The sequence below is a fragment of the Lentzea sp. NPDC003310 genome, assembly GCF_040610935.1.
In the GTDB taxonomy this organism is placed as follows: domain Bacteria; phylum Actinomycetota; class Actinomycetes; order Mycobacteriales; family Pseudonocardiaceae; genus Lentzea.
Genome location: NZ_JBEXNC010000034.1, coordinates 18,368 through 43,926, shown reverse-complemented (window position 1 = coordinate 43,926; position 25,559 = coordinate 18,368). Strand labels below are relative to the sequence as shown.

At 69.2% G+C, this 25,559-nt stretch carries 28 protein-coding genes; 10 read left to right on the top strand and 18 right to left on the bottom strand.

Annotation, left to right across the window (positions count from 1 at the left end; translation table 11 throughout):
* Window positions 1–163 precede the first annotated feature (163 nt).
* From ABZX02_RS42615 to ABZX02_RS42605, 3 genes are read right to left on the bottom strand one after another with little or no spacing between them, the layout of a single operon-like run.
* Window positions 164–1,426, bottom strand: a complete 1,263-nt coding sequence (locus ABZX02_RS42615; protein WP_355307595.1) for an MFS transporter — start codon at window positions 1,424–1,426, stop codon at window positions 164–166.
* 58 nt (window positions 1,427–1,484) lie between these two features.
* Window positions 1,485–1,910 (bottom strand): MarR family transcriptional regulator, encoded by a 426-nt coding sequence (locus ABZX02_RS42610; protein WP_355307589.1) that lies wholly within the window; start codon window positions 1,908–1,910, stop codon window positions 1,485–1,487.
* Window positions 1,911–1,950: 40 nt separating this feature from the next.
* Window positions 1,951–3,384: an NCS2 family permease gene (locus ABZX02_RS42605; protein WP_355307587.1), complete on the bottom strand. Its 1,434-nt coding sequence runs from the start codon at window positions 3,382–3,384 to the stop codon at window positions 1,951–1,953.
* 16 nt (window positions 3,385–3,400) lie between these two features.
* On the opposite strand from ABZX02_RS42605, the gene ABZX02_RS42600 reads away from it, so the two are divergent.
* Window positions 3,401–3,667, top strand: coding sequence for a DUF2530 domain-containing protein (locus ABZX02_RS42600; protein ID WP_355307586.1), 267 nt, complete (start codon window positions 3,401–3,403; stop codon window positions 3,665–3,667).
* A gap of 354 nt (window positions 3,668–4,021) precedes the next feature.
* Here ABZX02_RS42600 and ABZX02_RS42595 read toward each other — a convergent pair whose 3' ends face one another.
* Window positions 4,022–4,486, bottom strand: a complete 465-nt coding sequence (locus ABZX02_RS42595) for a DUF6247 family protein (RefSeq protein WP_355307584.1) — start codon at window positions 4,484–4,486, stop codon at window positions 4,022–4,024.
* 49 nt (window positions 4,487–4,535) lie between these two features.
* Here ABZX02_RS42595 and ABZX02_RS42590 point away from each other — a divergent pair, with 49 nt between their 5' ends.
* The gene (locus ABZX02_RS42590; RefSeq protein WP_355307582.1) at window positions 4,536–5,312 is read left to right on the top strand and encodes an ABC transporter permease; all 777 of its coding nucleotides are present in this window, start codon (window positions 4,536–4,538) and stop codon (window positions 5,310–5,312) included.
* Window positions 5,313–5,440: 128 nt separating this feature from the next.
* Here the strand turns inward: ABZX02_RS42590 and ABZX02_RS42585 are convergent, their stop codons facing one another.
* Complete coding sequence (locus tag ABZX02_RS42585) at window positions 5,441–6,064, bottom strand: superoxide dismutase (protein WP_089908832.1); 624 nt, start codon at window positions 6,062–6,064, stop codon at window positions 5,441–5,443.
* Between the two features lie 86 nt (window positions 6,065–6,150).
* Between ABZX02_RS42585 and ABZX02_RS42580 the strand changes: the two genes are divergently transcribed.
* A complete protein-coding gene (locus ABZX02_RS42580; protein ID WP_355307580.1) occupies window positions 6,151–7,803 on the top strand; it encodes an ABC-F family ATP-binding cassette domain-containing protein in 1,653 nt (550 codons plus the stop codon).
* Window positions 7,800–8,210: a hypothetical protein gene (locus tag ABZX02_RS42575; protein ID WP_030467775.1), complete on the top strand. Its 411-nt coding sequence runs from the start codon at window positions 7,800–7,802 to the stop codon at window positions 8,208–8,210. The genes ABZX02_RS42580 and ABZX02_RS42575 overlap by 4 nt, the downstream gene beginning before the upstream one ends.
* Window positions 8,211–8,285: 75 nt before the next feature.
* Here ABZX02_RS42575 and ABZX02_RS42570 read toward each other — a convergent pair whose 3' ends face one another.
* Window positions 8,286–9,782, bottom strand: a complete 1,497-nt coding sequence (locus ABZX02_RS42570; RefSeq protein ID WP_355307579.1) for a glutamate--cysteine ligase — start codon at window positions 9,780–9,782, stop codon at window positions 8,286–8,288.
* A 209-nt stretch (window positions 9,783–9,991) separates the two neighbouring features.
* On the opposite strand from ABZX02_RS42570, the gene ABZX02_RS42565 reads away from it, so the two are divergent.
* Window positions 9,992–10,783 (top strand): RNA methyltransferase, encoded by a 792-nt coding sequence (locus ABZX02_RS42565; protein ID WP_355307577.1) that lies wholly within the window; start codon window positions 9,992–9,994, stop codon window positions 10,781–10,783.
* A 6-nt stretch (window positions 10,784–10,789) separates the two neighbouring features.
* Here the strand turns inward: ABZX02_RS42565 and ABZX02_RS42560 are convergent, their stop codons facing one another.
* The 3 genes from ABZX02_RS42560 to ABZX02_RS42550 form a co-directional block, all read right to left on the bottom strand.
* Window positions 10,790–11,389, bottom strand: coding sequence for a DUF2537 domain-containing protein (locus ABZX02_RS42560; RefSeq protein WP_355307575.1), 600 nt, complete (start codon window positions 11,387–11,389; stop codon window positions 10,790–10,792).
* Window positions 11,390–11,968: 579 nt separating this feature from the next.
* Window positions 11,969–13,804, bottom strand: a complete 1,836-nt coding sequence (locus ABZX02_RS42555; RefSeq protein WP_355307574.1) for an ABC transporter ATP-binding protein — start codon at window positions 13,802–13,804, stop codon at window positions 11,969–11,971.
* The gene (locus ABZX02_RS42550; RefSeq protein WP_355307572.1) at window positions 13,801–15,540 is read right to left on the bottom strand and encodes an ABC transporter ATP-binding protein; all 1,740 of its coding nucleotides are present in this window, start codon (window positions 15,538–15,540) and stop codon (window positions 13,801–13,803) included. The genes ABZX02_RS42555 and ABZX02_RS42550 overlap by 4 nt, the downstream gene beginning before the upstream one ends.
* A 156-nt stretch (window positions 15,541–15,696) precedes the next feature.
* On the opposite strand from ABZX02_RS42550, the gene ABZX02_RS42545 reads away from it, so the two are divergent.
* Complete coding sequence (locus ABZX02_RS42545) at window positions 15,697–15,918, top strand: hypothetical protein (protein WP_355307570.1); 222 nt, start codon at window positions 15,697–15,699, stop codon at window positions 15,916–15,918.
* Here ABZX02_RS42545 and ABZX02_RS42540 read toward each other — a convergent pair.
* The 8 genes from ABZX02_RS42540 to ABZX02_RS42505 form a co-directional block, all read right to left on the bottom strand.
* Window positions 15,908–16,327 carry a hypothetical protein gene (locus tag ABZX02_RS42540; protein ID WP_355307568.1) on the bottom strand — a complete coding sequence of 140 codons (420 nt, stop codon included), beginning with the start codon at window positions 16,325–16,327 and terminating at the stop codon, window positions 15,908–15,910. The two genes, ABZX02_RS42545 and ABZX02_RS42540, sit on opposite strands and share 11 nt — an antisense overlap.
* Window positions 16,293–16,718, bottom strand: coding sequence for a hypothetical protein (locus ABZX02_RS42535; RefSeq protein WP_355307566.1), 426 nt, complete (start codon window positions 16,716–16,718; stop codon window positions 16,293–16,295). Before ABZX02_RS42535 ends, ABZX02_RS42540 begins: the two co-directional genes overlap by 35 nt.
* 64 nt (window positions 16,719–16,782) lie before the next feature.
* Window positions 16,783–17,181 (bottom strand): hypothetical protein, encoded by a 399-nt coding sequence (locus ABZX02_RS42530; RefSeq protein ID WP_355307564.1) that lies wholly within the window; start codon window positions 17,179–17,181, stop codon window positions 16,783–16,785.
* Window positions 17,175–17,585 carry a hypothetical protein gene (locus tag ABZX02_RS42525; RefSeq protein WP_355307562.1) on the bottom strand — a complete coding sequence of 137 codons (411 nt, stop codon included), beginning with the start codon at window positions 17,583–17,585 and terminating at the stop codon, window positions 17,175–17,177. The genes ABZX02_RS42530 and ABZX02_RS42525 overlap by 7 nt, the downstream gene beginning before the upstream one ends.
* A 42-nt stretch (window positions 17,586–17,627) precedes the next feature.
* The gene (locus tag ABZX02_RS42520) at window positions 17,628–17,993 is read right to left on the bottom strand and encodes a hypothetical protein (RefSeq protein ID WP_355307560.1); all 366 of its coding nucleotides are present in this window, start codon (window positions 17,991–17,993) and stop codon (window positions 17,628–17,630) included.
* 40 nt (window positions 17,994–18,033) lie between these two features.
* Window positions 18,034–18,972: a septation protein SepH gene (sepH, locus tag ABZX02_RS42515; RefSeq protein ID WP_355307558.1), complete on the bottom strand. Its 939-nt coding sequence runs from the start codon at window positions 18,970–18,972 to the stop codon at window positions 18,034–18,036.
* A gap of 101 nt (window positions 18,973–19,073) precedes the next feature.
* Window positions 19,074–20,216 (bottom strand): ATP-binding protein, encoded by a 1,143-nt coding sequence (locus ABZX02_RS42510; protein ID WP_355307556.1) that lies wholly within the window; start codon window positions 20,214–20,216, stop codon window positions 19,074–19,076.
* Window positions 20,213–20,872 (bottom strand): response regulator transcription factor, encoded by a 660-nt coding sequence (locus tag ABZX02_RS42505; protein ID WP_355307554.1) that lies wholly within the window; start codon window positions 20,870–20,872, stop codon window positions 20,213–20,215. The genes ABZX02_RS42510 and ABZX02_RS42505 overlap by 4 nt, the downstream gene beginning before the upstream one ends.
* Window positions 20,873–20,961: 89 nt before the next feature.
* Between ABZX02_RS42505 and ABZX02_RS42500 the strand changes: the two genes are divergently transcribed.
* The 4 genes from ABZX02_RS42500 to ABZX02_RS42485 are packed head-to-tail and all read left to right on the top strand — an operon-like array spanning window position 20,962 to window position 24,291.
* Complete coding sequence (locus ABZX02_RS42500) at window positions 20,962–21,453, top strand: hypothetical protein (RefSeq protein ID WP_355307553.1); 492 nt, start codon at window positions 20,962–20,964, stop codon at window positions 21,451–21,453.
* A gap of 8 nt (window positions 21,454–21,461) precedes the next feature.
* Window positions 21,462–22,502 (top strand): peptidoglycan-binding domain-containing protein, encoded by a 1,041-nt coding sequence (locus ABZX02_RS42495; protein WP_355307551.1) that lies wholly within the window; start codon window positions 21,462–21,464, stop codon window positions 22,500–22,502.
* Entirely contained in the window at window positions 22,499–23,149 is a 651-nt protein-coding gene (locus ABZX02_RS42490) for an ABC transporter ATP-binding protein (protein WP_355307550.1), read from the top strand. Before ABZX02_RS42495 ends, ABZX02_RS42490 begins: the two co-directional genes overlap by 4 nt.
* A 29-nt stretch (window positions 23,150–23,178) precedes the next feature.
* Window positions 23,179–24,291 (top strand): ABC transporter permease, encoded by a 1,113-nt coding sequence (locus ABZX02_RS42485; protein WP_355307593.1) that lies wholly within the window; start codon window positions 23,179–23,181, stop codon window positions 24,289–24,291.
* Between the two features lie 61 nt (window positions 24,292–24,352).
* On the opposite strand, the gene serC is transcribed toward ABZX02_RS42485, so the two are convergent.
* Window positions 24,353–25,480, bottom strand: coding sequence for a phosphoserine transaminase (serC, locus tag ABZX02_RS42480; RefSeq protein WP_355307549.1), 1,128 nt, complete (start codon window positions 25,478–25,480; stop codon window positions 24,353–24,355).
* Window positions 25,481–25,559: the final 79 nt, after the last annotated feature.

Genomic DNA, 25,559 nt, shown 5'->3' with positions numbered 1-25,559 from the left:
AGGGATGTCAAACGGGCGAAAAGCGTGCCCGTTTGACATCCCTACCTGGCTGCAGCAAGAGCTATGGCGCGACTCGTGATGGGACCCCACCGCCCCTAGAGTTTGGAAATACGGCTCGCCTTCGGCTTCGCGGCTGGGGCGGCGTGTCCAGGTGGCAGTTTTGCTAGCTCGCTACCTCTGCTGGTTCTTGCAGCGCCTGCGTCGTGGTGTCCCGTCGCCTTCTCAATCTAGGGCGGGCGATGTCTCCTCGTCTCACCAAGATGATCCACGCTGTGATCGTCACCAGCATCGACACGGCGCCGCCGATGATGATCGGTGCCCTGCCGTTGATCTCTCCCAGCCAACCCATCAGCGGGCCGCCCACCGGGTTGCCGCCCAGGAACACCAGCATGTAGATGCCCATTACGCGGCCGCGCATCTCTGGTTCCACTGCCAACTGGATGGTGGCGTTGGCGGTGGTGTTGAACGTCATCATCGCCACGCCCACCGGGATCATCATCAGGCCGGTGAGGAGCATGGTCGGCATGAGGCCCGAGATGACCTCCAGGATGCCGAAGACGATGCCTGAGCCGATAAACACCGTCATCTTCGGTGTTTTTCGCTTTGCTGCCAGGGTTGCGCCTGCGAGGGTGCCCACGGCTATCAGGGTGGAGAGGAGGCCGTAGGCGTCGGCGTCGCCGCCGAAGACGTTGCGGGCCATGATGGCCAGGGTCATGTAGAAGTTCATGCCGAACGTGGCGATGAAGAACACCAGCAGCATGACGGTGAGCAGGTCCGGGCGGTTGCGGACGTAGCGCAGGCCCGAGAGGAGTTGGCCCTTTTCGCGCGGTAGGGGGTCGGAGCGGAGCAGTTGGGACGTTCGCATCAGCCAGATGCCGCCGACAACGCCGACGAAGCTGATCGCGTTCGCGAGGAAGACCCAACCCGTGCCTATGGCCACGATCGTCACGCCTGCGATGGCCGGGCCGATGATGCGGGCCAGGTTGAACATCATCGAGTTGATCGCCACGGCGTTGGTCAGTTGGTTGCGGCCGACCATTTCCACCACGAACGACTGGCGCACTGGGGTTTCCACGGCCGAGAAGGCGCCCAGTAGCAGGCAGAGCAGGTAGACGTGCCAGAGCTCCACCACGCCGAAGACGTCCAGCAGGCCCAGTGCCAGGGCGCAGAGGCCCAGGGCTGACTCCAGCCAGAGCAGGAGTTTGCGCTTGTCCATGCGGTCGGCGAGGACGCCGCCCCACATGGAGAGGAGCAGGACCGGCAGGAACTGGAGTGAGGCGGCGAAGCCCAGGGCTATGGGGGAGCCGTTCGACAGTTCCAGGACCAGCCAGTCCTGGGCCACCCGCTGCATCCAGACGCCTACCAGCGAGATGATCTGGCCGGAGGCGTAGAGGCGGTAGTTGTAGATGCCTAACGATCCGAACATTCCGGTACGACGAGGTGGCGAACTGTCTGCTCCACCACCCGCGTAACCCGTCACGTTCTTACTGACCCGCCATCCTGTCGATGATGTCGGCGGCCCGTGTGAGCAGCTCCCGTTCCTCCGGGTCCAGCTCGGCCAGCCGCTTGTCCAGCCACGCTTCGCGGGCCGTGATCTCGTCCTGCACGTACGACAAGCCTTCGTTCGTCAGCTCGACGATCGCTTGACGGCCGTCGGTGGGGTGCGGGCTCCTCGTGGCGAAGCCGAACTCCTCCAGGGCGGCGATCACGCGCGTCATCGACGGCGGTTGCACGCCTTCCTTGGCCGCCAGTTCGCCCGGCGTCAGCGGTCCGCACTTGTGCAGGGTGGACAGTGCCGACACCTGCGTGAGCGACACCGACGAGTTGGTGCGCTGCGCCCGCAGGCGGCGGTTGAGGCGAACGACGGCAAGCCTGAGCCTGCTCGCCAGTCCGTGCTGATCGGTCGCCACGTAGTTAGCATACCTCACGAAATAGTTTCCTGCCGAAAGGTCAGGTCAGCAGGCTCTGGATCGGTCCCAACGAGAAGTAGACGACGAAAGCGGCCGCCACGATCCACATCAGCGGGTGGATTCCGCGGGCTCGTCCGGTCAGGGCCTTGAGCAGCACGTAGCTGACGAAGCCCGCGCCGATGCCGTTGGCGATCGAGTAGGTGAACGGCATGACCACGATCGTGAGGAACGCGGGCAGGGCGATGGTGAAGTCGGTGAAGTCGATCTCGCGGATCTGCATCATCATCAACGCGCCGACGATGACCAGCGCGGGCGCGGCCGCCTCGATCGGGACGACCTCGTAGAGCGGCGTGAAGAACATCGCGAGCAGGAACAACACGCCCGTGACGACGTTCGCGAGGCCCGTGCGCGCTCCCTCGGCGATGCCGGAGGCCGACTCGATGTAGACGGTGTTCGACGAGCTGGACGCCGCACCGCCGGCCACGGCGCCGAGGCCGTCGACGAACAGGGCCTTGCTCACGTTCGGCAGCTGGCCGTCCTTGTCGATGAGATCCGCTTCCTTGCCGAGGCCGGTCATCGTGCCGACGGTGTCGAAGAAGTCGGTCAGGACCAGCGTGAAGACGATCAGCGCGGCGGCCAGCGCCGGGAGGCGGGTCCACGCGCCGAACGACACGTCGCCGAGCAGGGAGAGGTCCGGGAGGCCGAAGACCTGGTCGGGCAGCGCGGGGTAGCCGAGGTTCCAGCCCTTGGCGTTGACGCCCTGCGACGGACCGGCCTTGACGATCGCCTCCAGGACGATCGCGAAGATCGCCGTGCCGACGATGCCGATGAGGATCGCGCCCTTGACCTTGCGCGCGAAGAGCACGCCGGTGAGCACCAGTCCGACGACGAACACCAGCGTCGGCCAGCTCGCGATCGACCCGTTGATGCCGAGGCCGACCGGCACGGTGGTGTTGGCGGCGTCCGGGAGGCGGCGGACGAAGCCCGCGTCGACCAGGCCGATGAACGTGATGAAGAGGCCGATGCCGACGGCGATAGCGGCCTTGAGCTCGTTCGGGACCGCGTTGAACACGGCGGTCCGCACACCCGTCACGACCAGCAGCAGCACCACGAGGCCGTTGACGAGGATCAGCCCCATCGCCTCGGGCCAGCTGACCTTCGCCGCGACGCTCACCGCGACGAACGAGTTGATGCCGAGGCCCGTGGCCAGCGCGAACGGGTAGTTCGCGATCAGTCCGAACAGGATGGTCATCACCCCGGCGACCAGCGCGGTCACCGCGGCGACCTGCCCGACCGGGAGGATGTTGCCGAGCACGTCGGGGTGCGCTCCCGGACCGGTCGGCGCGAAGCTGCCGATGATCAGCGGGTTCAACACGACGATGTACGCCATCGTGAAGAAGGTCACGACGCCGCCACGCACCTCGCGGGACACGGTCGACCCGCGCTCGGAAATCTTGAAGAACCCGTCCAGCATCTGGTCTCCTAACGATGTGTCCGAACGCGACTCCGCCCCACCGCACCCGCCGGCGCTGCCGCACAGGCTGGCAGATCCCGTGCCGGTCGTGCTGGGTGGTACCGCGCTGTGGTTCCTCGGGTTCCTGATCGTCCTGGTCTTCGACCGCGAGAACAGCACCCTGCTCTGGACGACCTTGTCCGGCGGTCTGCTCGGGATCATCGGGTACGGAGTCTTCTACTGGCAACGCCGGGCGGTGCGGCGCGGGTCACGTGGGGCCCAGCAGGGCCTCGAAGACGCCTAGTCCGTCAGTTTCGGGTGGCCCGTGCCAGCACGGGTGACCCACACTGTCCTGGTCTTCTCATCGACGACGTACCAGATTCGACCGCTCGAAGTGACCTCGTACTGCCACTGGTCGAACACCTCGCCGTTGTGTGTGTGAAGCCGAAGATCACCCTTGAGCAGATGCTGACGGTGTGGTTTGACGACTGACACAGGGTGCTCGCTCAGGACGATCCACGCCTCCCATGCACTTGAGGCGGCGGTGCGGCAGAGTTCCTCCCAACCTTTGGCTGCGTCAGTTGATCCGAAGCGCACCGCGTAGCCGCCTGGACGCGGAGGTGGCGTCATGTGATCGCCACGCTTTGCAGGTGACAACTCACATCTCCATCGGGTTCGGCACGGGACCGAAGTCCCCATTCGTCGGTCCGCTGAGCGCACGGTGCAGGTCCGGGTCCGCGTGCACGATCGCCGTGTTGGACCACTCGTGCACCACCTGCGCAAGAACAGACCACTGACCGAGCTCCGCAGAGACCGCGATAGCCTGGACGAACTCCTGCACGAACTCCGCCCGGTCGGACTTGGGCAGCACCGACACCCACGGGAACTCGTCCAACAGCGCGTCGGCGACCGCGTCCGGTCCTGCGTGGCGGAACAGCGCACGCATCGCACGCGCCGCCGTGACCGCTCCGCTGTGCCGGTAGGCGTGGTGGTCGGCCCGCACCAGCACGAGGTCGGCCCCGTCGCGGCGCTTCACGCGCACCTCGTGCTGGTCGGCGATGGCGGCGACGCTCTTGGGGTCGCGAGCGAGCTCGCTCCACTGCACTTCACTTGTGATGCTCACGCCTGAATTCTGAACTTATTCAGCATTGAGGGCAACTACACGATCGGGTGTGATCACGTCCGTGCTCCTGGCCACCGACTGGGTTCGGCTGCTGATCGTCTGCGTCGTCTTCACGGCGGTCGCCTGCGCCATCGCGCTGTTCACCGGTCTCCTCGACCCGAGGCGGTTCCTCACCGCCGCCACCCGTGCCGCGCTGCAGCTCGCCGCCGTGTCCGCGGTGATCACGTTCGTCCTGTCCCACCTCGGCCTGACCTGGGCGTTCCTGGTCCTGATGGCCGTCGTCGCCACCGCGACCTCCGCCCGTCGCACCGAGGCCGGGCGGCGGGGTGCGTGGGTGGCGCTGCCGATCGTCGTGGGCACGGTGCCGTCGCTCACCCTGCTGCTCGTCATCGGCCTGCTGCCGGTCAAGGGCATCGCGCTGATCCCGGTGGGCGGCATCCTGATCGGCGGCGCGATGACCGCGACCACGCTGTCCGCCCGCAGAGCCCTCGACACGCTGCACGACCGCTACGGCGAGTACGAGGCCGCACGCGCGATGGGCTTCCCCGAACGCGATGCGGTCTGCCTGATCATCCGCCAGCCCGCCGCGGAGGCGCTGGTACCGCCGCTCGACCAGACCCGGACGGTCGGTCTGGTCACCCTTCCGGGTGCCTTCGTCGGCATGCTGCTCGGCGGTGCTCCTGTCTGGCAGGCCGGCGCCCTCCAGATCGTGGTGCTCCTGGCTCTGCTGGCGGTCGAGGCGGCCGCCGTTGCCGTCGTCGTCGAACTCGTCGCGAGAGGCCTGATCAGGAGGCCTTCCCAAGAAGGCGAAGTTAGGCTAACCTAAGTCTCGTCGCTTCGTGGTGGGAGCGGCAGTCAGTTCGGGAACGGACGAGGCCCCCGCTCTGGGCAGAGCGGGGGCCTCGTCGTGTCCGGCAGCGGAGAGCTTTGTCGGAGCATCCACCGCCGAAGTCATCAGGGCAGCAGCAGGCCGTTCTGGCCGGAGCGCGCCGCCTCGAAGCGGGCGGAGACGTCCTCCCAGTTGACGACGTTCCACAGCGCCGAGATGTAGTCGGCCTTCAGGTTGCGGTACTGCAGGTAGTACGCGTGCTCCCAGATGTCGAACGCGAGCAGCGGCGTGACCGCGATCGACAGGTTCGAGTGGTGGTCCTTGAGCTGCAGCGTGATCAGCTTCTGCGCGATCGGCTCCCAGGCGAGGATGCCCCAGCCGGAACCCTGGATGGACGACGCGGCGGCGTTGAGCTGGCCGCGGAACTTGTCGAACGAGCCGAAGTGCTCATCGATCGCGGCCGCGAGCTCGCCGACCGGCTTGTCGCCGCCGTTGGGCGAGAGGTTCTTCCACCACACCTGGTGCAGCGCGTGGCCGGCGAGGTGGAACGCGAGCGTGGTCTCCAGCCCGACGATCGAGCCGAAGGCCTCCTTGTCGCGGGCCTCCTCGATCTGCTCGATCGTGTCGTTCGCGCCCTTCACGTAGGCCGCGTGGTGCTTGCCGTGGTGCAGCTCGTTGATCTCACCGATGATCGCCGGCTCGAGGTCGCCGTAGTCGTAGTCGAGATCCGGCAGCACGTACTGGCCCATGACATCTCCTGCAATCCTCTGGTAACTGCAACTTACTAGCAATAAGGGTCAGTAAACCAGTTGCCCGCGGACGTACCGTCGTAAGCGTGTCCGTGCTGACAGCCAGGAACATTTCGCTGTCGTTCGGTCCGAGGACCGTGATCTCGGAGGTTGATCTCGATGTTTCGCCTGGTGACCGCGTCGGCCTGATCGCGCCCAACGGCGTCGGCAAGTCCACGTTGCTCCGTCTGCTCTCCGGTGAGATTCCGCCGGAGACCGGTTCCGTCTCGACCACCGGGACGGTCGCGCACCTGACGCAGGAGACCCTCCACGTTGCTGGAGAGTCGCTGCGCGACCACCTCGCCCGCCGCACCGGCGTGGCGGAGGCCGAACGCTGGTTGCAGCGGGAGGCCGAGGCGCTCGCGGACGGCGGCGGTGAGCGTTACTCCGACGCCTTCGACCACTGGACCGCCATCGGTGCCGGTGACTTCGACGAACGCGCGGACGTCGTGTGCGAGCGACTGGGGCTGCGGGCGGACCTGCTCGACGGCCGGGCGCCCGACGCGTTGTCCGGTGGCCAGCAGGCGCGGCTGCGGCTCGCGGCGGTGCTGCTGACCCGCGCCGACGTGCTGCTGCTCGACGAGCCGACCAACGACCTCGACGCCGCCGGGCTCGACCTGCTGGAGGCGCACGTCACCGGCTACCAGGGCGCCATCGTGCTGGTGAGCCACGACCGGGAGTTCCTGGCGCGCACCACGACCGCGATCGCCGAGCTCGACGAGTTCTCCCACCGGCTCACCGTGTTCGGTGGCGGCTGGGACGCCTACGTCGAGGAACGGGCGAACGCGGAACGGCGCGCGCACGAGGAGTACGAGGCGTACGAGACCAAGCGCTCCGAACTCACCCAGCGCAGCCGTCAGGTGCGGGAGTGGTCGCGCAAGGGCGTGCGCCGCGCGACGAGCGCGAAGATGCTCAACGACGAACCCGACCGCAACGCGCGTGCGGGGCACAAGCGCGGCGCGGAGAACCTGACCGCCAAAGCGTCCGTTGTGGACCGTCAGCTCGCCAGGCTGGAGGAGGTCGAGGAACCCCGCGAGGCGTGGCAGCTCCGGCTCACGCTGCCGTCGGCCGGGCGCGGCAGCTCGGTCGCGTTCACGTTGCGCCAGGCCGTGGTGAGCCGCGGCGACGTGACGCTCGGGCCGGTCGACCTCACGATCGGCGCGGGGGAGCGGTGGCGGATCACCGGGCCGAACGGCTCGGGCAAGTCGACGTTGCTCGGCGCGCTGCTCGGCCGCATCCCGCTCACGAGCGGCGACCGGTCGATCGGGCCGGGCGTCGTCGTCGGCGAGGTCGACCAGCTGCGGGCCGAGTTCGCGAGTGACGTCAGCGCGCTGCGGATCGTCGCGGACGCCACCGGCCTGCCGGACGTCGAGGTGCGCACACTGCTGGCGAAGTTCCGGCTCGGCGCCGACGCCGTGCTGCGGCCCGCTCGCGACCTCTCGCCGGGGGAACGCACCCGCGCCGGTCTCGCGCTGCTGCAGGCGCGCGGCACGACCTGTTTGGTCCTCGACGAACCGACGAACCACCTCGACCTGCCGGCCATCGAACAGCTGGAACAGGCGCTCGACAGCTACGGGGGAACGTTGCTGCTGGTCACGCACGACCGGCGGCTCGCATCGGCCGTGCGGGTGGATCGTGAGGTCGACGTCCGCGACCTTCTCACGTTTCCTCGTGTGAAGGGTGGAAGATATAGGTCATGACCACCGAGGAGGACTGGCCGGTCGAACAGACCTGGTCGATGCGCAACACCCACTGGCACGCCTATGTGGAGCACACGTCACTCGATCACGCCTCTCCTCGGCAGGTTCGGCTCGAACGCACCCCTGAGGAAGTGCTGACGTCGCCGGCCGAGGTCGCGGCGTGGCTGGAGGTCAACCTCCGCAGCGCGACGAGGCCGGAGGAGACCGGCAAGAAGCGGGTGAAGGACGAGCGCGACTTCACCGACTCGAACCGCGTGCACGCCTCGCTCGCCTCGCGCGGCGAGTCGATCTACACCGGGGTGAAGGGCGAGCTGACGCTGGCGGTCGAGGCCGTCACGCCGGACGAGTGCCGGATCTCCCACGACGGCGCGGACGTGGCGCCGTTGAAAGCGGGGCGCCGCCGCTAGACGTCCGCCGGGCAGGCGGGTCACGAGGACCGGCCTGCCCGGTGAGGTGGTGCGAGACGTCTGCGCGGCGAGTGGCTAGCCGACGTGCCACGTGTGCACGGGCTCGCCCGCGTGCATCAGCTCCATGTACCGCTTGAGCATGCCGGACAGTGCGGCGTCCCTGGACATGCCCCGTTCTTCCAGCAGTGCCACGGTTTCCCGTTGCCACGACGATCCCGTGCGCCGCGCGAGGCAGCGCTGCTCGATCACACCGAGGTAGCGCTCCCGGGCCTCGTCCGAGACACCGCAGTCGCGCAGGCCCTCGTGTGCCATCGGCAGGAGCCGGCGCAGCACCAGCTCGTCCGGCGGGATCCAGCCGATGCCCGGCCAGTACAGCTGGGCGTGCATGCCGTGCCGTGCGCCGGTGTAGAGGTTCTCCTCCGCCGCCTGGAACGACATCTGCGTCCACAGTGGACGTTCCTGGGACGTGAGGGCGCGCTGGGCGCCGTAGAAGAACGCGGCGTTGGCCATCGTGTCGAGCACCGTGGGGCCGGCGGGCAGCACCCTGTTCTCGACGCGCAGGTGCGGCACCCCGTCGACGACGTCGTAGACGGGGCGGTTCCAGCGCCAGATCGTGCCATTGTGCAGGCGCAGCTCGGAAAGACGAGGCGCGCCACCGGCTTCCAGGACCTCCAACGGGTCCTCGTCATCGGTTTCGGGCAGCAGGCTGGGGAAGTAGCGCACGTTCTCCTCGAACAGGTCGAAGATCGACGTGATCCACCGTTCACCGAACCACACGCGTGGGCGCACGCCCTGGTTCTTCAGCTCGTCCGGCCGGGTGTCCGTGGCCTGCTCGAACAACGGGATCCGGGTCTCGTGCCAGAGCGCCTTGCCCAGCAGGAACGCGGAGTTCGCGGCGATGGCGACCTGCACGCCCGCCAGGCACTGCGCGGCGTTCCAGTGCGCGGCGAAGTGCGTCGGCTCCACCTGCAGGTGCAGCTGCACCGACGTGCACGCGGCTTCCGGCAGGATCGACTCGGCGTAGCTGTCGAGCTTCTCCGGGTGCTTGCCCGGCATCGCCGGACCTTCCATGCGCAGCACCATCTCTTCGCCACGTGCCTTGAAGATGGTGTCGTTGAGCAGCGCGTACCGCGGCGCCTCGGAGAGCCACTTGCGGTCGAAGTGCCGCTCCCGCAACGTGGGCAGCACGCCGATCATGGCGAGGTTCGCGCCCACGTCGTTGGCCTTGGAGTCGGCGTTGTCGAGCGACTGCCGCAGTTCTTCTTCCAGGCCAAGCATCTCACCCCCGGCGAGCTCGCGCGGGGGGACGTTGATCTCCAGGTTCTGCTGTCCCAGCTCCAAGGTGTAGGAGGGATCGTCGATCTTCTCGAGGACCTCCGAGTTCGCCATCGCCGGACGCATCGCGTCGTCGACGAGGTTCAGCTCGATCTCGAGCCCCATCTGCCGACGGGGAAAGGAGAACGTGTCCTCGGCCAGCATCGTGGCCAGTGCGTCGAGACTCCGCTGCATCTTCTCCCGATAGCGCTGGCGGTCGTCTCTGGTGAAAGTGCGGCTGGACACTTCACTTCCCATGCCGCTACCCCTTCGCTCGGCGCCGGTGGGCGCGGGCCAGGCGGAACGCCAAACGTGACACAGCGGAAACCCCCTTTACATCGCCCAAAACGGTGCTCTCTGTCACGTCGAGGTAACAACCAGCGATCATCCGCTGGTCGGGCGCGTGTGGTTCCGCCCTCCGGACTACCTCGCCTGTTCCACCTCCGGGCGGATGCGAAACTTCCGGCGTGGCTGACGTGATCGAGATCTACGACCCGGCTGACCCCCGGCTGGACGACTTCCGCGACCTGTCGACGGCCGACCGCAGGCCCGACCGGCCGGGAGGACGAGGTCTCGTCATCGCCGAGGGCATCGTGGTCGTGGAACGTCTGCTGGCGTCGCCGTACCCGGTGCGCGGGCTGCTCGGGGTGCGGCGGCGGATCGAGGCGCTTGACCTTTCTGACCTGGACGTTCCCGCCTACGTGACGTCTGCAGAGGTTATGGCGTCGGTCGTCGGTTTCCACTTGAACCGGGGTGTACTCGCGGCCGCGGACCGCGCCCCGGAGGTGTCGTTCGACGACCTGGCCGACGGGGCGAGACGACTCGCCGTGCTCGAAGGGGTCGGCGACCACGAGAACCTGGGTTCGATCTTCCGCAACGCCGCCGCGCTGGGCGTGGACGGCGTCGTGCTCGGCCCCGGCTGCAGCGACCCGCTGTACCGGCGCAGCGTGCGCGTCTCGATGGGTCACGTGCTGCGCGTGCCGTTCGCTACCACGGATCAGTGGCCCGCAGCGCTGAACTTGTTGCGACAAAAGGGTTATACCGTTGCCGCCCTGACCCCGCACCCCTCGGCCCTGCACCTCGCGGACGCCGGCCTGCGCGGACGACGCGTGGCCGTGCTGCTGGGCTCGGAGGGGCCGGGCCTCACCGACGAGGCGATCGACGCGGCGGACCTCGCCGTGCGCATCCCGATGTCGTCGGGCGTGGACTCGCTGAACGTGGCCACCGCGGGCGCGGTGGCGTTCTACGCGCTGCTTTAGAGCCTTTTAGAGCAGGGTCAGGATCAGGGAGAGCCAGGCGACGAGCACGCCGGTCACCACGCCGTACGCGACCCAGCGCCACACGGGCACCTTGCGCCCGAGCCACACGCTGGGCGCCAGCCCGCCGACCACCAGCACGTTCGCGACGAGCGCGAGCCAGCGGCTGGTCTCGCCCAGGCCGAGCGACAGCGACACGACGGTCACCGTGACGATCGCGGCCGTGATGAGGCTGACCGTGAGCCCGGTGCCCCAGGGCGTCGGCTCGTCCTCCCGCGTGACCTCGGCGGGCGTGTCCGCGGGTTCGGGCGCCTCCGGTGCCTCGACCGTGAGCAGGTCGCCGCTGACCGGGTCGGTGTAGCTGACCGGGGAGTTCATGACCGCGGCGATCCGGCCGGCGAGCTGCTTGCCGCGGCGTGCGATGAGGGCACCGGCCACGCCGTCTTTGGGCGTTTCGGTGCGGTGGACGGCGTCGGCGACCTTGGCCCACTCGTGCAGGGCCTCGGCCAGGTCGGCGCCCAGGGGCAGGCTGTGCGGGTCGACCTCGCGCTCACCGGACTCGTCGTTGCTGGCGAGCACGGCGCGGCCGTCCCGGACTCGCAACTCCACTGGGCCCTCCTCGGTCTGGAGCTTTCAGCCCGGAAACCTATCGGACCGGGGGGGCGGGGTGGGCGTTTGTGGCGTGCGCGGGTCGGCTTGCGTGGGTCGGCGCCTGTTCCAGCGGAGGGGCTGGGTGCCGTGCGTCCAGTTGCCTTGCGAGGGTGGTCGCCTCAGCCGCGCGACCTGTCGCGTTCCAGCGTGGTCACCTTGCGTCCTGTACCGAACCGGTGCCGGACATCGCCGCTTCGCGACGATCGCGATTGGGGCTTGACTTCGGGGCCCTTGCGAGGCCTTCCTCGGCCTGGAAAAGGCCGGTCTGTGAAGCCCGGCCGAGGGGTCAAGTTTAAGGCCTCGCACCCAAAGTCAAGCCCCAATCGCCGTCGTGGTTGCGTCACCACCGCTTGCACTGAGGCCCATCAGTCACACGCCTCGGCTTCGCCATCGCGTGAGGCGTGCCCGGTCTGCGCCGGGCTTGCGCAACCCACGCATCCCAGCCGTCGATCCCGGAGTCGTTCTCTCCCCGGCGCGCGGCTGTCGTGAGGTCGCGTTCGCGCCAGATCCCCATTGGCGCGAACGCGACCTTCCGGCCTAGGCGAGCGAGTCGCGCCAGGCCGTGTGCAGGGCGGCGAACCGGCCCCGCTCACCGATCAGCTCCGCGGGGGAGCCGTCTTCCACCACAATGCCACCATCCAGCACCAGGACGCGGTCCGCGATCAGGACCGTCGACAGGCGGTGGGCGATGATGAACGCGGTGCGGTCGGCCAGCACTGTCTCCAGGGCTGCCTGCACGGCGCGTTCTGTGGGTACGTCCAGGGACGATGTTGCCTCGTCCAGGACCAGTACCGCCGGGTTCGCGAGGAACGCGCGGGCGAACGCCACCATCTGGCGTTGTCCGGCGGACAGGCGGCCGCCTCGTTTGCGGACGTCCGTGTCGTAGCCGTCGGGGAGGGCGGCGATGAACTCGTGCGCGCCCACCTCGGCCGCTGCTGCCTCGATCTCCGCTCGGGACGCGGTGGGGCGGCCCAGGGCGATGTTGTCGGCCACCGAGCCGGAGAACAGGAAGTTCTCCTGCGTCACCATCACGACGGCTCGGCGCAGGTCCGTGTCCGACACCGAGCGCAGGTCCGTGCCGTCGAGCTGGACTGAGCCTGCGGACGGGTCGTAGAAGCGGCCCACCAGCTTTGCCACCGTGGTCTTGCCCGCGCCGGTCGCGCCCACCAGGGCCACGGTCTGGCCCGCCGGGACGTCCAGCGAGAACTTCGGCAGCACCAGGCGGGTCGTGCCGGGGTACTGGAACTCCACGTCGGCGAACCGGACGGCGCCCCGCGCGTGTGGCAGGGCCACCGGCGAAGCAGGTTCCGGCACCGACGGCTGCTCCTCCAGGACGCCCGAGATCTTCTCCAGGGCGGCGGTGGCGGAGGAGTACGAGTTCGCGAACATCGCCAGCTCGTCGAACGGGTCGTAGAAGCGGCGCAGGTACACCGTGAACGCCGTCAGCACGCCCAGTTCCAGGGAGCCGCCCGCCACGCGGTAGGCGCCCCAGGCGAGGACCAGTGCCAGCGACACGTTGCCGATGGCGCGGACCGACGAGACGAACGTCGCCATCACGCCCAGCGCGTCAGTGTTCGCGTCGCGGAACTGGCCGTTGAAGCCCGTCATGATCTGCTCGTTGCGGGGCTGGCGCCGGAACGCCTGCACCGCGCGGATGCCGTTCATGGACTCCACGAACTGCACGATGATCTTCGCGATCGCGCCGCGGGTGCCGCGGTACGCGTCCATCGAGCGGCGGCGGAACCAGCGCCAGATGAAGAAGATCGGCACGAAGCCCGCGATCACGACCAGGGCCAGCGGGACGTCCAGGTACAGCAGGATGATCGCGATGCCCGTCACCGACAGCGCCGCGTTGAACAGGCTGTCGAGGCCCTCCTCCAGCAGGTCCTGCAACGAGTCGACGTCGCTCGTCAGCCGGGAGATGACCTTGCCGGACGTGTACGACTCGTGGAATCCGACGGACAACGCCTGCGAGTGCCGGAAGATGCGGCCGCGCAGGTCGAGCAGCACGTCCTGGCCCACCCGGCCGGACAGCCGCAGGAACGCCCAGCGCAGGAACGTCATCAGCACCGCGGAGACCGCGTACCCGACGACGCACCACACGAGGGTCGCCGCGCTGCCGCCCGTCGCGGCCGGGATGCCGCTGTCGATCGCGACGGCGATCAGCAGCGGACCCGCGAGAGCCGCGAGGTTGCCGCCGACCACCGCGGCGATCGCCAGCGAGACCAGGCCGACGTGCGGGCGCAGCAACGACCCCAGCAGCCGGCGCGAGCGGGCCTGCAGCCGCAGACCCGTCGAGTGCGAGATCTCCTCGATCTCCTCGGCGGCGACGCCGCGCCACTCTTCTTCTTGCTGCACAGTCACTTCACTCACGACGCCACCTCCTCTTCCACCAGGTCTTCGTCCATCGAGGACAGAAGACGCCGGTACTCCTCGTTCGTCTCCAACAACTCCCGGTGCGAGCCGATCGCGGCGATCCTGCCGTCGACCAGCAACGCCACCCGGTCCGCCAGCTGCACCGTCGACGACCGGTGCGCCACCACCAGCGCCGTCGTGTCGCGCAGCACGCGCCGCAGCGCGCCTTCGACCTCGGCCTCGGTGTGCACGTCCAGCGCGGACAGCGGGTCGTCCAGCACCAGCACCGCCGGCTTGCCGACGACCGCGCGGGCGAGCGCGAGCCGTTGCCGCTGACCACCGGACAGCGACAGGCCCTGCTCGCCGATCCGGGTCGCGAGACCCCACGGCAGCGCGTCGACGAACTCCTCCGCCTTGGCCACCCGCAACGCCTCGCGCACCTGCGCCTCGGTGACGTCCGGGACGCCCAGGCCGACGTTCTCGGTCACCGACGCGGAGAACAGCACCGGCTCCTCGAACGCCGTGCCCACGACGGTGCGCAGGTCCTCCAGCGACAGGTCCCGCACGTCGACGCCGTCGATCGTGATCCGGCCGCCGGTCACGTCCGCGAGCCGCGGCACCAGCGCGGTCAGCGTCGTCTTGCCCGACCCCGTCGCACCGACCAGCGCGACCGTCTCGCCGGGACGCAGGTCGAGGTCGATGCCCGCCAGCACCTCGCGCCCGTCCTCGAACGCGAACCGGACGCCCTCGAAACGGACGTGCCCGCGCAGCGGCGTGGGCAGCGGCGCGGGCGAGGCGGGGCCGGTGATCGCGACGGGGGAGTCGACGACCTCCCAGTACCGTTCCAGCGCCGAGGCGGCCTGGTTGGTCTCCGCCAGCAGCCAGCCGATGGAGTCGATCGGCCAGCGCAGGTACGCGCTCACCGCGACCGCCGCGACCAGCGTGCCGACCGTCATCCAGCCCTGCACGATGCCCACCGCGCCGACGGCGAGCATGCCCGCGATCGACAGCTCCGGCAGCACGATCAGCACCGACCACAGCGAGGCCAGGATCGAGATCTTGTGCAGCTCGGTCGAGCGCAGCTCACGCGCCTGCGCGAGGAACCGCTTCGACAGCTCGGGCCCGCGCCCGAACGCCTTGAGCACCCGGATGCCGAGCACCGACTCCTCGACCGTCGTGGTCAGGTCGCCCGCCTGGTCCTGCGCCTTGCGCGCCACGACCTTGAACTTCGCCTCGAAGAAGTACGAGATGACGATCAACGGCAGCGCGCCGCACAGCGACACGATCAGCAGCCACGGCGAGAGCGTCGCGATGATGCCGAGCCCGATCAGCACGACCAGGCTGTTGACGATCAGGAACACGATCGCGAACGCCACGAACCGCCGCACGGTCGTCAGGTCGTTCGTCGCGCGCGAGAGCAGCTGACCCGACTGCCACCGGTCGTGGAACGCCACGGGCAGCCGCTGCAGGTGTTTGTAGAGGTCGAACCGCATGCGCGCCTCGACCTCGGCGGCGGGCCGGGCCACGACCTTGCGCCGGATGTAGAACAGCGCCGCCTCACCGATGCCGAGCAGCAGCACGCCCAGGATCAGCCACGGCAGCGGGCCGGTCTCCTTGTTCTGAATCGGACCGTCGACGATGCGCTGCGTGAGCAGCGGGATGCCGAGACCGCACAGCATCGCGAGCATCGTCGCCGACAGCACGACAGTCATCCGTGCGCGGTGCGGCCGCACGTACGGCCACAACCTCCGCAAGGTCTGAATTGTCGAGTTACGTTGATCGCTCACGCGACGAGCCCCCTCCAGGTCCTCTCCAAAGTACGAAGGAGGACCGACACTCAGCATCCGGTTTTTCTCCCACCGGAGCCTCACCGCTCGACTTAGGTCGAGGTCAAGGGCACGATGACCACCATGACGCGGTTTCTGCGCACCGAGCAGACGATGGCGTTTCCACACGGACGGCTCATCGCCTCACGCGACGGGGTGAACTTCGTCCTGGCTCCGGACGGCTGGGACCGGCTCGCGGGCCCACGCCCGCGCCACGCCATGCTCGTCAGCCGCGAGGACGCCGAGGACTGGTGCGAACGCGAGGGCTGGAACCTGCACCTGCTGGACGAGGTGCCTACCGCTTGAAGGTGAACAGGCCGACCAGCCCGTAGGCGACGGCCGCGAGCAACGCCTCGGCGTGGTGCCGGTTGGTGAACCACCCGAGCGCCGGTTCGTGCACCTTGAAGTAGAGCCCGAGCCCCAGCACGACCGGCCCGAGCAGGATGATCGGCCACACCGGCCGCACCCCGAAGACCCACAGGACCGGTCCGGCCAGCACCAGCGACGACACGAGCGCGAGCGGCAGCCCGATCAGCACGAGCAGCAGGAACGTCGACATCGACGTGCTGTCGAGGAACGACTTCAGGAAGCCCGACTCGTAGGCCCACGTCCACCCGAGCACCAGGCCCGCGCCGACGGCCATCGACAGGACGACCCGGAAGAGGAGCCGGCGTCCTGACCTACCCGTCTTGCCCGCGGTGCTCTGCTCCGTCACGCCTCCCACGGTAACCAGCGGTCAGCGCCGCGGCCAAGGCGTACCCGGCACCTGCCGAGATCGTGACCGCCAGGACGAGGTCGTCCGCAGACGGCCGGAGCTTCATCCCGATGGCGGTCAGCCCGGCGGCGAGCGCCAGCACGAACGAGCCCAGCACGCCCACGGCGGCGGTCGGCCAGGCAGGGGTGAACCGGGCGAGCCTCAGCAGCCCCCACGCCACGAGCGCCCACACCACCGCCGAGATCGGGGCCACCCACAGGAAGGTGAGACCCAGGCAGCCGATCGGCGAGGCGGGACCGTCGTAGCACAGCGCCTCGCCGATCGGGACGAACGACAACGACCACGCCGCCGCGCACAACGCCCCCACCACAGCCGCCACGGCCACTCTCATGACCCGATGATGGCGACTTCTGGGACGCGCCTCCATCCGCAGAACTACGCAGTCCCATCGGAGATCACAGCCCGTTCCGCCCGAGTCCGGTGAGCGCTCCGGCCAGCCCGAACGCCACCGCCGGAACCAGTGCCATCCCGACGAACCCCGTCAGCACACCGAAAGCCGCGAGCACGAGGGCCAGACCGGCACCCGGTGCGACCACCGACCAGGGCCGAGGTTGACCGCGCCACGTCAGCAGCCAAGCGTGCAACACCGCCGTGCCCACCAGCCCGGCCAGCAGCACGACGGGGATCAGCAGCAGTCCGTACTCCGCGTAGTCGCCGACGAGACACCGCTCGTCGGACCAGGGCGGCGGCTTCTCGAACCCGCAGAAGCCGACGGCCAGGAGGAGGAACGCCAGGACCGTGGCCACGACACCGGCGATCCCGGCCACCACACCCGTGAGCACCCGTGTCAGCACGGCCGTGCCCGACCTGCGAAACCGGCCGCTGCCGCGTAGGCCACGCACGGCACGGCCACCGCCGCGACCACGAAGAACCGGCGCCCGTCCTCCTGGTACATGTCCAGGTAAGCGGCTTTGAACCACACGACAGCCACGATCAGCACGGCCCACAGCACGCTGCCTCCGGCCGCCGCGAGCCAGCCGCGCTCCTGCCGGACCAGCCGGAACCCCAGCCAGATCAGCACACCCGCGACGGCCATCCAGGTCGCGAAGACGGGCGGGTAGAACACGGGGAGCGAGACACCGCAGCCGGTGCGGCCGGGCCTGAGGTAGCAGTAGCGGGTGAACCCCTCGAGCGTCAGCGCGAACCCCGCGCCGGCGAGGACTCCCGCGCCCGCCCCCACAACAGTGCGCGACACCATGCGCCCAGAACTACCTGATCAAGGCCGGGGAGGACCCGGCCTTCACGAACCCTCCACAGCACCTTCACGACGCGCGCCGGTCAGCACGGCGATCAACGCGTACAGCGCCGCGAACACGGCGAACGAGAGGTAGCTGAACCCCAGCAACAACACCATCGCGACCACGGCCATGAGGGTCGCGGGCACGGCCGTCAGCCACGCCCGCGACACCTTCAGCGATCGCAGTGCCAGTCCGCCGACCACCGACCCCGCCACGGCGAAGATCGGGATCGACGTCACGAAGGCCCCGAGGCAGCCCCAGTCGTCCTTCGAGCAGACCGCTCCGGAAGCGAGGAGCTCGAACAGTCCCCACCAGGCCAGCCCGAGGAGTGCACCCACTCCGGCAGCCAGCGCGACACGACGTCCCACGGCGTCAGCTTTCCCGTCTGAGTTCCGGTCAGAATCTCAGTCAGCGGTTCGACCGCACGCCCAGTAAAACGTCCTCCCACGAAGGGACGATGGGGTGGTTCTTCTTCCCCCGCTTCGGAGGAGGGTCCTTGCGGACCGGCTTCTCCGCGGCGGGCTCCTGCTCCTTCTTCACCGGCGGTGCAGGCGGGGCAGCAGCGGGTTCGGGCTCGGGCAGCTTCTCCTGGACGGGCTTCTCCGCGACCACCGGAGCGGCCACGGGCGGCGGCGCCTGGGCCGGCACCGGCACGGGAGCGGGCTCCTCGACGACCGGCATCGACGCGGGCAGCACCGGAGTCGCCTCCAGGGCCTGCCGCGCCAGCTGCGTCACCGGGCGCACCGTGCGGAGCGTCCGGTTCGGGTTCGGGTCCATCAGGTCGACGGCCACGTCGTCGAGCGCCGTGACCGTGCCGCCCTGCGCACCGGGGTGGAACGCCCAGTGCGCGCGGTTGTCCGAACGCCCGGTCGCCCAGTGCAGCTGCACGATCCAGCGGCCGTCGTCGCCCTTCCACGAGTCCCACCGGGTCTCGGAGAGGTCGTGCCCGCGCAGGCCGAACGAGTGCGCGACGACCTCGCCGAGCGTCTGCACGTCCGGGCCGTCCTCGCGGACCGGGTGCGCGCGCTGGGCCATCTCGGCCGTGCGCGACCGCTCCAGCAGGACGGGGTAGGCGAAGCGCTCGATGCGGTGCGTCGGCATGCCCGCGGCGGCCGCGACCTGCTCGATCGACTCACCGGCGCGGATGCGGGCCTGGATCTCGCGCGGCCGCATCTGGGCCTCGCCGGACTCGATCTGCATCTGGCCGAGGCGCGCGAGGTCACCGCGCAGGGCCGCCCGAAGACGCTCGTCCGCGGGGAGCGTGAAGCGCTCGCCGCGGTTTTCGGGGTCCTCGAGGATGACGGACTTGCCGTCCTCGTCGAGCCCGATGACTCGCAGCGCTCGCATCGTGGCCTCCCTGAATTCGCACCTCGCCAGCAGACAACGTTAGGACAACGAGCTCTCCACGAGTGGGAGACTCGCCGATATCTCTACGTGATCTTGCCAGTTCACGAGGCCTGTCGCACGCCCGTTTCCGGAAGGTTCACCTGGACCACCAGGCCTCCTCCCCCGTTCGGACGAGCCTTCGCCGAGCCCTGGTGCGCCCTCGCGACGGACTGCACGATCGACAGCCCGAGGCCCGATCCGGCGGTCCCGGTGCGGTCGCGCAGACGTCGAAAGGGCTCGAACAACCCGGGTACTGCCTGGGCAGGCACGGTGGGGCCGGTGTTGGCGACGGTCAGCTCTTGATCAAGCTCCACGGTCACCGACCCGCCCGGCTCGTTGTAGAGCACGGCGTTGCGCAACAGGTTGCCGACGAGCTGCGCAAGTAAGACGGGATCGCCGTCCACCAGATACCTGCGGGTGCGAACTTCAAACGTGACCTTTTTCTCCGAGGCCAGCGCCGCGCAGGACTCGATCTCGTCGTCGATCACCTCGTCCAGCCACACGAGCTCACGCGTGGCGAGCCCGCGGTCACTGCGAGCGAGCAGCAGCAGCCCGTCGATGAGCTTCTCGCTCCGCTCGTTGGTGTCGAGCAGGTGCGCTCCGAGACGGCGCAGGTCGTCGTTCGCGTCCGGTGCGGCCAGCGCCACCTCGATCAGCGTCCGCTGCACGGCGAGCGGCGTGCGCAGCTCGTGCGAGGCGTTCGCCACGAACCGCTTCTGGCTGTCGAACGACGACGCGAGCCGGTCGAGCATGCCGTCGAAGGTGTCCGCGAGTTCCTTGAGCTCGTCCGGCGGCCCGTCCAGCTCGATCCGCTGGTCGAGGCGCTCGGCCTCCAGCCGGTGCGCGGTCGAGGTGATCGAGTGCAGCGGCGCCAGCACCCGACCGGCGACGACCCAGCCGAGCCAGACCGCGATCACGGCGGCCACCAGCAGGGCGAGGATCGACTGCCACAGGACGGTGTCCATCGTGTTCGCCGCGAACTCCGCGCCGCTCACGACCAGGGTGTCCGCGGGCAGCTGCGACGCCTCGACCGGCATGAAACCGGGGTAGGTCGTCCCCGCGTCGGCGGGCAGAGCGCGCGAGACGGCGATGCCCTCCATCGGCATCCACCCGGCGAGCAGCCAGTAGTTGAGCGCGACCAGCGCGACGCCCGCGATCAGGAACACCCCCGCGTACCAGGCCGTCAGCCTGGTCCGGAGCTTCACGAGCCGAACCGGTAGCCGGCGCCGGGCACGGTCTGGATGACCTGTGGCGCCCCCAGCTTGCGGCGCAGCGTCATCACCGCCACCCGCACGGCGTTGGTGAACGGGTCCGCGTGCTCGTCCCAGGCCTTCTCCAGCAGCTCCTCGGGGCTCACCACGTTGCCCTCCGCCCGCATCAGCACCTCCAGCACGGCGAACTCCTTGGGGGACAGCGGCAGGAACGTCCCGTCGCGCGACGCCTGGTGCCGCGGCAGGTCGAGCGTGACTCCCGCTCGTTCGAGCACGGGCGGCAACGCGGGACGGGCGCGGCGGCCCAGCGCCTGCACGCGGGCGACGAGCTCGGCGAACGCGAACGGCTTGGTCAGGTAGTCGTCGGCACCGAGACCCAGCCCGGCGACCCGGTCGTCCACCTCGGCCGCCGCCGTCAGCATCAGCACCCGCGCCTCGCCCCCGGTCGCGTGCACGGCCTTGCAGACCTCGTCACCGTGCACGAGCGGCAGGTCGCGGTCGAGCACCACGACGTCGTACGCGTGCACCCCCACCCGTTCCAACGCCGCCTCGCCGTCGTAGCAGACGTCGACCGCCATCGAGAACCTGCGCAGCCCCTCGGCGATCGTGTCCGCGAGCAGCTGTTCGTCCTCGACCACCAGCACACGCATGACGCCAATTTTCCGCGCAACGGGCATAAGCGCCGGATAAGGCCTTTCGCTTAACGCCGCCGAATGAGCGCCTCCGTAGACCTGTCGCCATGAAATCCACCATCGCAGTGTTGCTGGGCCTGCTCCTGGCGCTCACCGCCTGCGGGTCGAAGGACCAGGCGGCCGACCAGAAGAAGGACGAGAAGGGCGACTCGGTCCAGTTCGCCAAGTGCATGCGGGAGAACGGCATCGACATGCCGGACCCGGAGTCGAGCGAGGCAGGCGTCGGCATCACGATCGGCGGCGAGGGCGGCATCGACGCGGAGAAGATGAAGACCGCGCACGAGGCGTGCAAGAAGTTCCTGCCCAACGGCGGCGAGTTCAAGCCGCCGTCGCCCGAGGACCAGGACAAGATGCGCCAGCAGGCGAAGTGCATGCGGGACAAGGGCTACAACTGGCCGGACCCGCAGTTCGAGGGTGGCGTGGGCGAGCCGCTGGAGCCGATCGAGCTGCCCGACACGGAGGACGAGAAGGTCAAGCAGGACATGAAGGACTGCGGCCTCGGTGAGGGCGGCATGGTCGCGGCGAGGCCCGTCGGATGAAGCGCCGCGTGAACAGGAAGATCGTCATCGCCGCGCTCGTCGCCGCCGTGGTGCTCGGCACCGGCGGGGTCGTGGTCCTCACGAGAGTCGCGTCCAACCAGGCCAACGCCGCGCCGTTGCAGAACGACCCCGCGAAGACCGCGGCCGTGAAGAAGACGAACCTCGCCGACCAGCAGTCGCTCACGGGCCAGCTCGGCTTCGGCGCGGATCGAGCTCTGGCCAGCCGGAAAAGCGGCACCGTCACGGGCCTGCCGAAGCAGGGCGACGTCATCGAGCAGGGCAAACCGGTGTTCCACGCCGACGCCAAGCCCGTGCCGCTGTTCTACGGCTCGCTGCCGCTCTTCCGCGACCTCGAGCAGGGCATGTCGAACGGGCCCGACGTCAAGGTGGTGGAGGAAAATCTCGCCGCCCTGGGGTACAAGGACTTCGGCGCCCCCGACGAGAAGTTCACCTACTACACGGCCACCGCGCTGAAGAAGTGGCAGAAGGCCAACGGCCTGGAACAGACCGGCAAGCTCGGCGCCGGCGACGTGGTCGTCCAAAGTGGAGCGATCCGGGTGTCCTCGCTCACCGCCCAGCTCGGCGCACCCGCCGGCGGCGACCTGATGAAGGTCACCGGCACCGAGCGCGCCGTCACCGTCGAGCTGGACCAGGCCAAGCAGCGCCTCGCCAAGCAGGGCGAGAAGGTCGAGCTGTCGATCTCCGGCGGCAAGTCCACCACCGGCACCATCACCGGCATCACCCGCACCACCGGCGACCCCAACCAGGGCTCCAAGCCGAAGATCGTGCTGACGATCTCCGTCGACGACCCCAAGGCCGCCGAAGGCGTCGAGAGCGGCAACGTCACCGCGCTGTTCACCGTGTCGAAGAAGCAGAACGTCCTCGCGGTCCCCATCGGCGCGCTCCTCGCGCTGCCCGAGGGCGGCTACGCCGTCGTGACCGACGACGGCAAGACCATCCCGGTCACCGTCGGCATCTTCGCCAAGGGCCAGGTCGAGGTGCAGGGTGAGGGTCTGCGCGAGGGCATGACGGTGGTGACCACCGAGTGATCACCGTCGACCGCGCGAGCCGGACCTACCCCGGCGGCGTGCAGGCGTTGCGCGACGTCTCCCTGACCGTCGGGGGCGGGGAGATGCTCGCGATCGTGGGACCGTCCGGCTCGGGGAAGTCGACGCTGCTGCACCTGATGGGCACGCTCGACAAGCCCACCGCAGGCACCGTCGAGATCGACGGCCACGACGTGTCGTCGTTGTCGGACAACGCCCTGTCGGCACTGCGGGCGCGCACGATCGGGTTCGTGTTCCAGCAGTTCTTCCTCACCGAGGGGCTGTCCGCGATCGAGAACGTGGCATCGGGCCTGGTGTACGCCGGCGTGCCGCGGTCCAAGCGGCGGGCGATGGCGATGTCCGCGCTGGACCGGGTCGGCCTGATCCACCGGGCGCTGCACAAGCCGCACGAGCTGTCCGGCGGCGAACGCCAGCGGGTCGCGATCGCGCGGGCCGTGGTGAACACGCCGGGCATCCTGCTGGCAGACGAGCCGACCGGGAACCTCGACACGAAGAACGGCGCCGGGGTGCTGGAGTTGCTGGAGAGCCTCAACGCCGACGGCACGACGATCGTGATGATCACGCACGACCGGGACATCGCGGCGTGGGCGCCGCGCCGCGTCGAAGTGAGGGACGGGGTGATCGTGTGATCGACCTGCTGCGCCTCGGGTTCTTCGGCATGCGGACCCGCCCGATCCGCGCGGTCCTCTCGGCCCTCGGCATCGCGATCGGCATCGCCGCCGTCGTCGCGGTCGTCGGCATCCCGGCCTCCAGCGCGGCGGCGCTCAAGGAGAAGATGTCCAGGCTGGGCACCAACCTCCTGACCGCCGCGCCCGGCCAGGACTTCTTCGGCCAGGACGCGAAGCTGCCCGAGACCGCCGTGCCGATGGCCAAGCGGATCGGCGCGGTGTCGGCGGCCAGCGCCACCGGCAAGCTGTCCGCGAGCGTCCGCAAGAACGACCTGGTGCCGTCCAGCGACACGCTCGGCCTGCAGGTGCAGGCGGCCGAGCAGGACCTGCTCAAGGTGCTGAACGCCGAGGTCCGCGCCGGCCGGTGGCTCTCACCGGGCGAGAAGTCGGTGGTGCTCGGGGGCACCGCTGCCTCGCGCCTCGGCATCGACAAGCCCGGTGTGCAGCTGTGGATCGACGGGCAGTGGTTCACGGTCGTCGGGATCCTGGGACCGCTGCCGCTGGCGCCGGAGATCGACAGGTCCGCGCTCGTCGGCTGGGACGCGGCCAAGGAGGCGTTCGGGTTCGAGGGCAACGCGAACACGGTCTACGTGCGCACGACCCCGGACCAGGTGGACAACGTCCGCGGTCTGCTCGGCCCGACGCTGAACCCGCAGAAGTCCAACGAGGTCAAGGTTTCCCGGCCCTCGGAGGCGCTGGAGGCGCAGCAGCTGGCCGAGAGTTCCTACAACGCGCTGTTCCTGGGCTTGGGCGGAGTCGCGTTGTTGGTGGGTGGCGTCGGCGTGGCGAACACGATGGTGATCTCGGTGCTGGAACGGCGCAGGGAGATCGGACTGCGGCGGGCGCTCGGGGCGACCCGGCGGCAGATCCGGTGGCAGTTCCTCACCGAGTCGGTGTTGTTGTCGGGACTCGGCGGGCTGGTCGGCGTGATCGTGGGAATCGCGGTCACAGCCGGATATTCGATCAGTCAGCAATGGCCCGCGGCACTGCCGTGGCCGGCCCTGCTCGGGGGAGTGGGCTCGGCGATCCTCATCGGCGCCATCGCCGGCGTCTATCCCGCGGTGCGGGCGGCCCGTCAGTCGCCCACGGAGGCACTTGCCTGAAAAGCCCTGGGGCGCACCGAGAACTCGTTCGGTGCGCTCCAGGTTGCTGTCCTGCTGTGGGTCAGAGCTGGCCGACGACCCAGTCGATCGCCTGCGTCAGGATCGTGACGTCGTTCGGCTCGATGGCCGGGAACATCGCGACGCGCAGCTGGTTCTTGCCGAGCTTGCGGTACGGCTCGACGTCCACGATCCCGTTGGCGCGCAACACCTTCGCCACGGTGGCGGCGTCGACCTCGTCGGAGAAGTTGATCGTGCCGACGACCTGCGAGCGGTCAGCGGCCTTCTCGACGTACGGCGTGGTGTAGGCCGTCTTCTCGGCCCACGAGTACAGCCGGTCGCTGCTGTCCTTGGTGCGCGCGACCGACCACTCCAGACCACCGTTGCCGTTGATCCAGTCGATCTGGTGCGCCAGCAGGAACAGCGTGGCGACCGACGGCGTGTTGTACGTCTGGTCCTTCGTGGAGTTGTCGAGCGCCGTGGGCAGCGACAGGAACTCCGGCACCCAGCGGTCCTTGAGCTCGTCGACGCGCTGCAGGGCCGCGGGCGACATGAGCGCGAGCCACAGACCACCATCGCTCGCGAACGACTTCTGCGGCGCGAAGTAGTAGACGTCGAAGTCCTCGGCCCTTACCGGCAGGCCACCGGCACCCGAGGTCGCGTCGATCGCGATCAGCGCACCGTCCGACCCCTCGATGCGCGTGACGGGCATCGCGACACCGGTCGACGTCTCGTTCTGCGCCCAGCCGACCAGGTCGGCGCCCTCGGCGTAGAAGAGCTCGGGCGACGTGCCCGGCTCCGCCTTGGTGACGAGCGAGTCCTTCAGGAACGGCGCGGTCTGCGTGACCTTCGCGAACTTGGAGGAGAACTCACCGTTCGTGAAGTGCTGCGCGGTCTCGCGCACAAGCCCGAAGCTGGCCGCGTCCCAGAACGCCGTGGTACCACCGTTGCCGAGCACGACCTCGTAGCCGTCCGGCAGCTGGAACAGCTCGCGCAGGCCGGAGCGGACGCGGCCGACGAGGTTCTTGACGGGCTTCTGCCGGTGGGAGGTGCCGAGCAGCGCGGCCCCTTCGGTGGCGAGGGCCTGCACGGCCTCGGGACGCACCTTGGACGGTCCACAACCGAAGCGTCCGTCGGACGGCTTGAGGTCGGCGGGCAGCACCAACGAGGTCGGATCGGCGGTCTGGGTCATGTGGTCACGCCTCCGGGGCGATGGACGATCTGAACGGACCTGACCGGCGCCGTTGCCGGAGTTCACAGTGTTGCAGGCC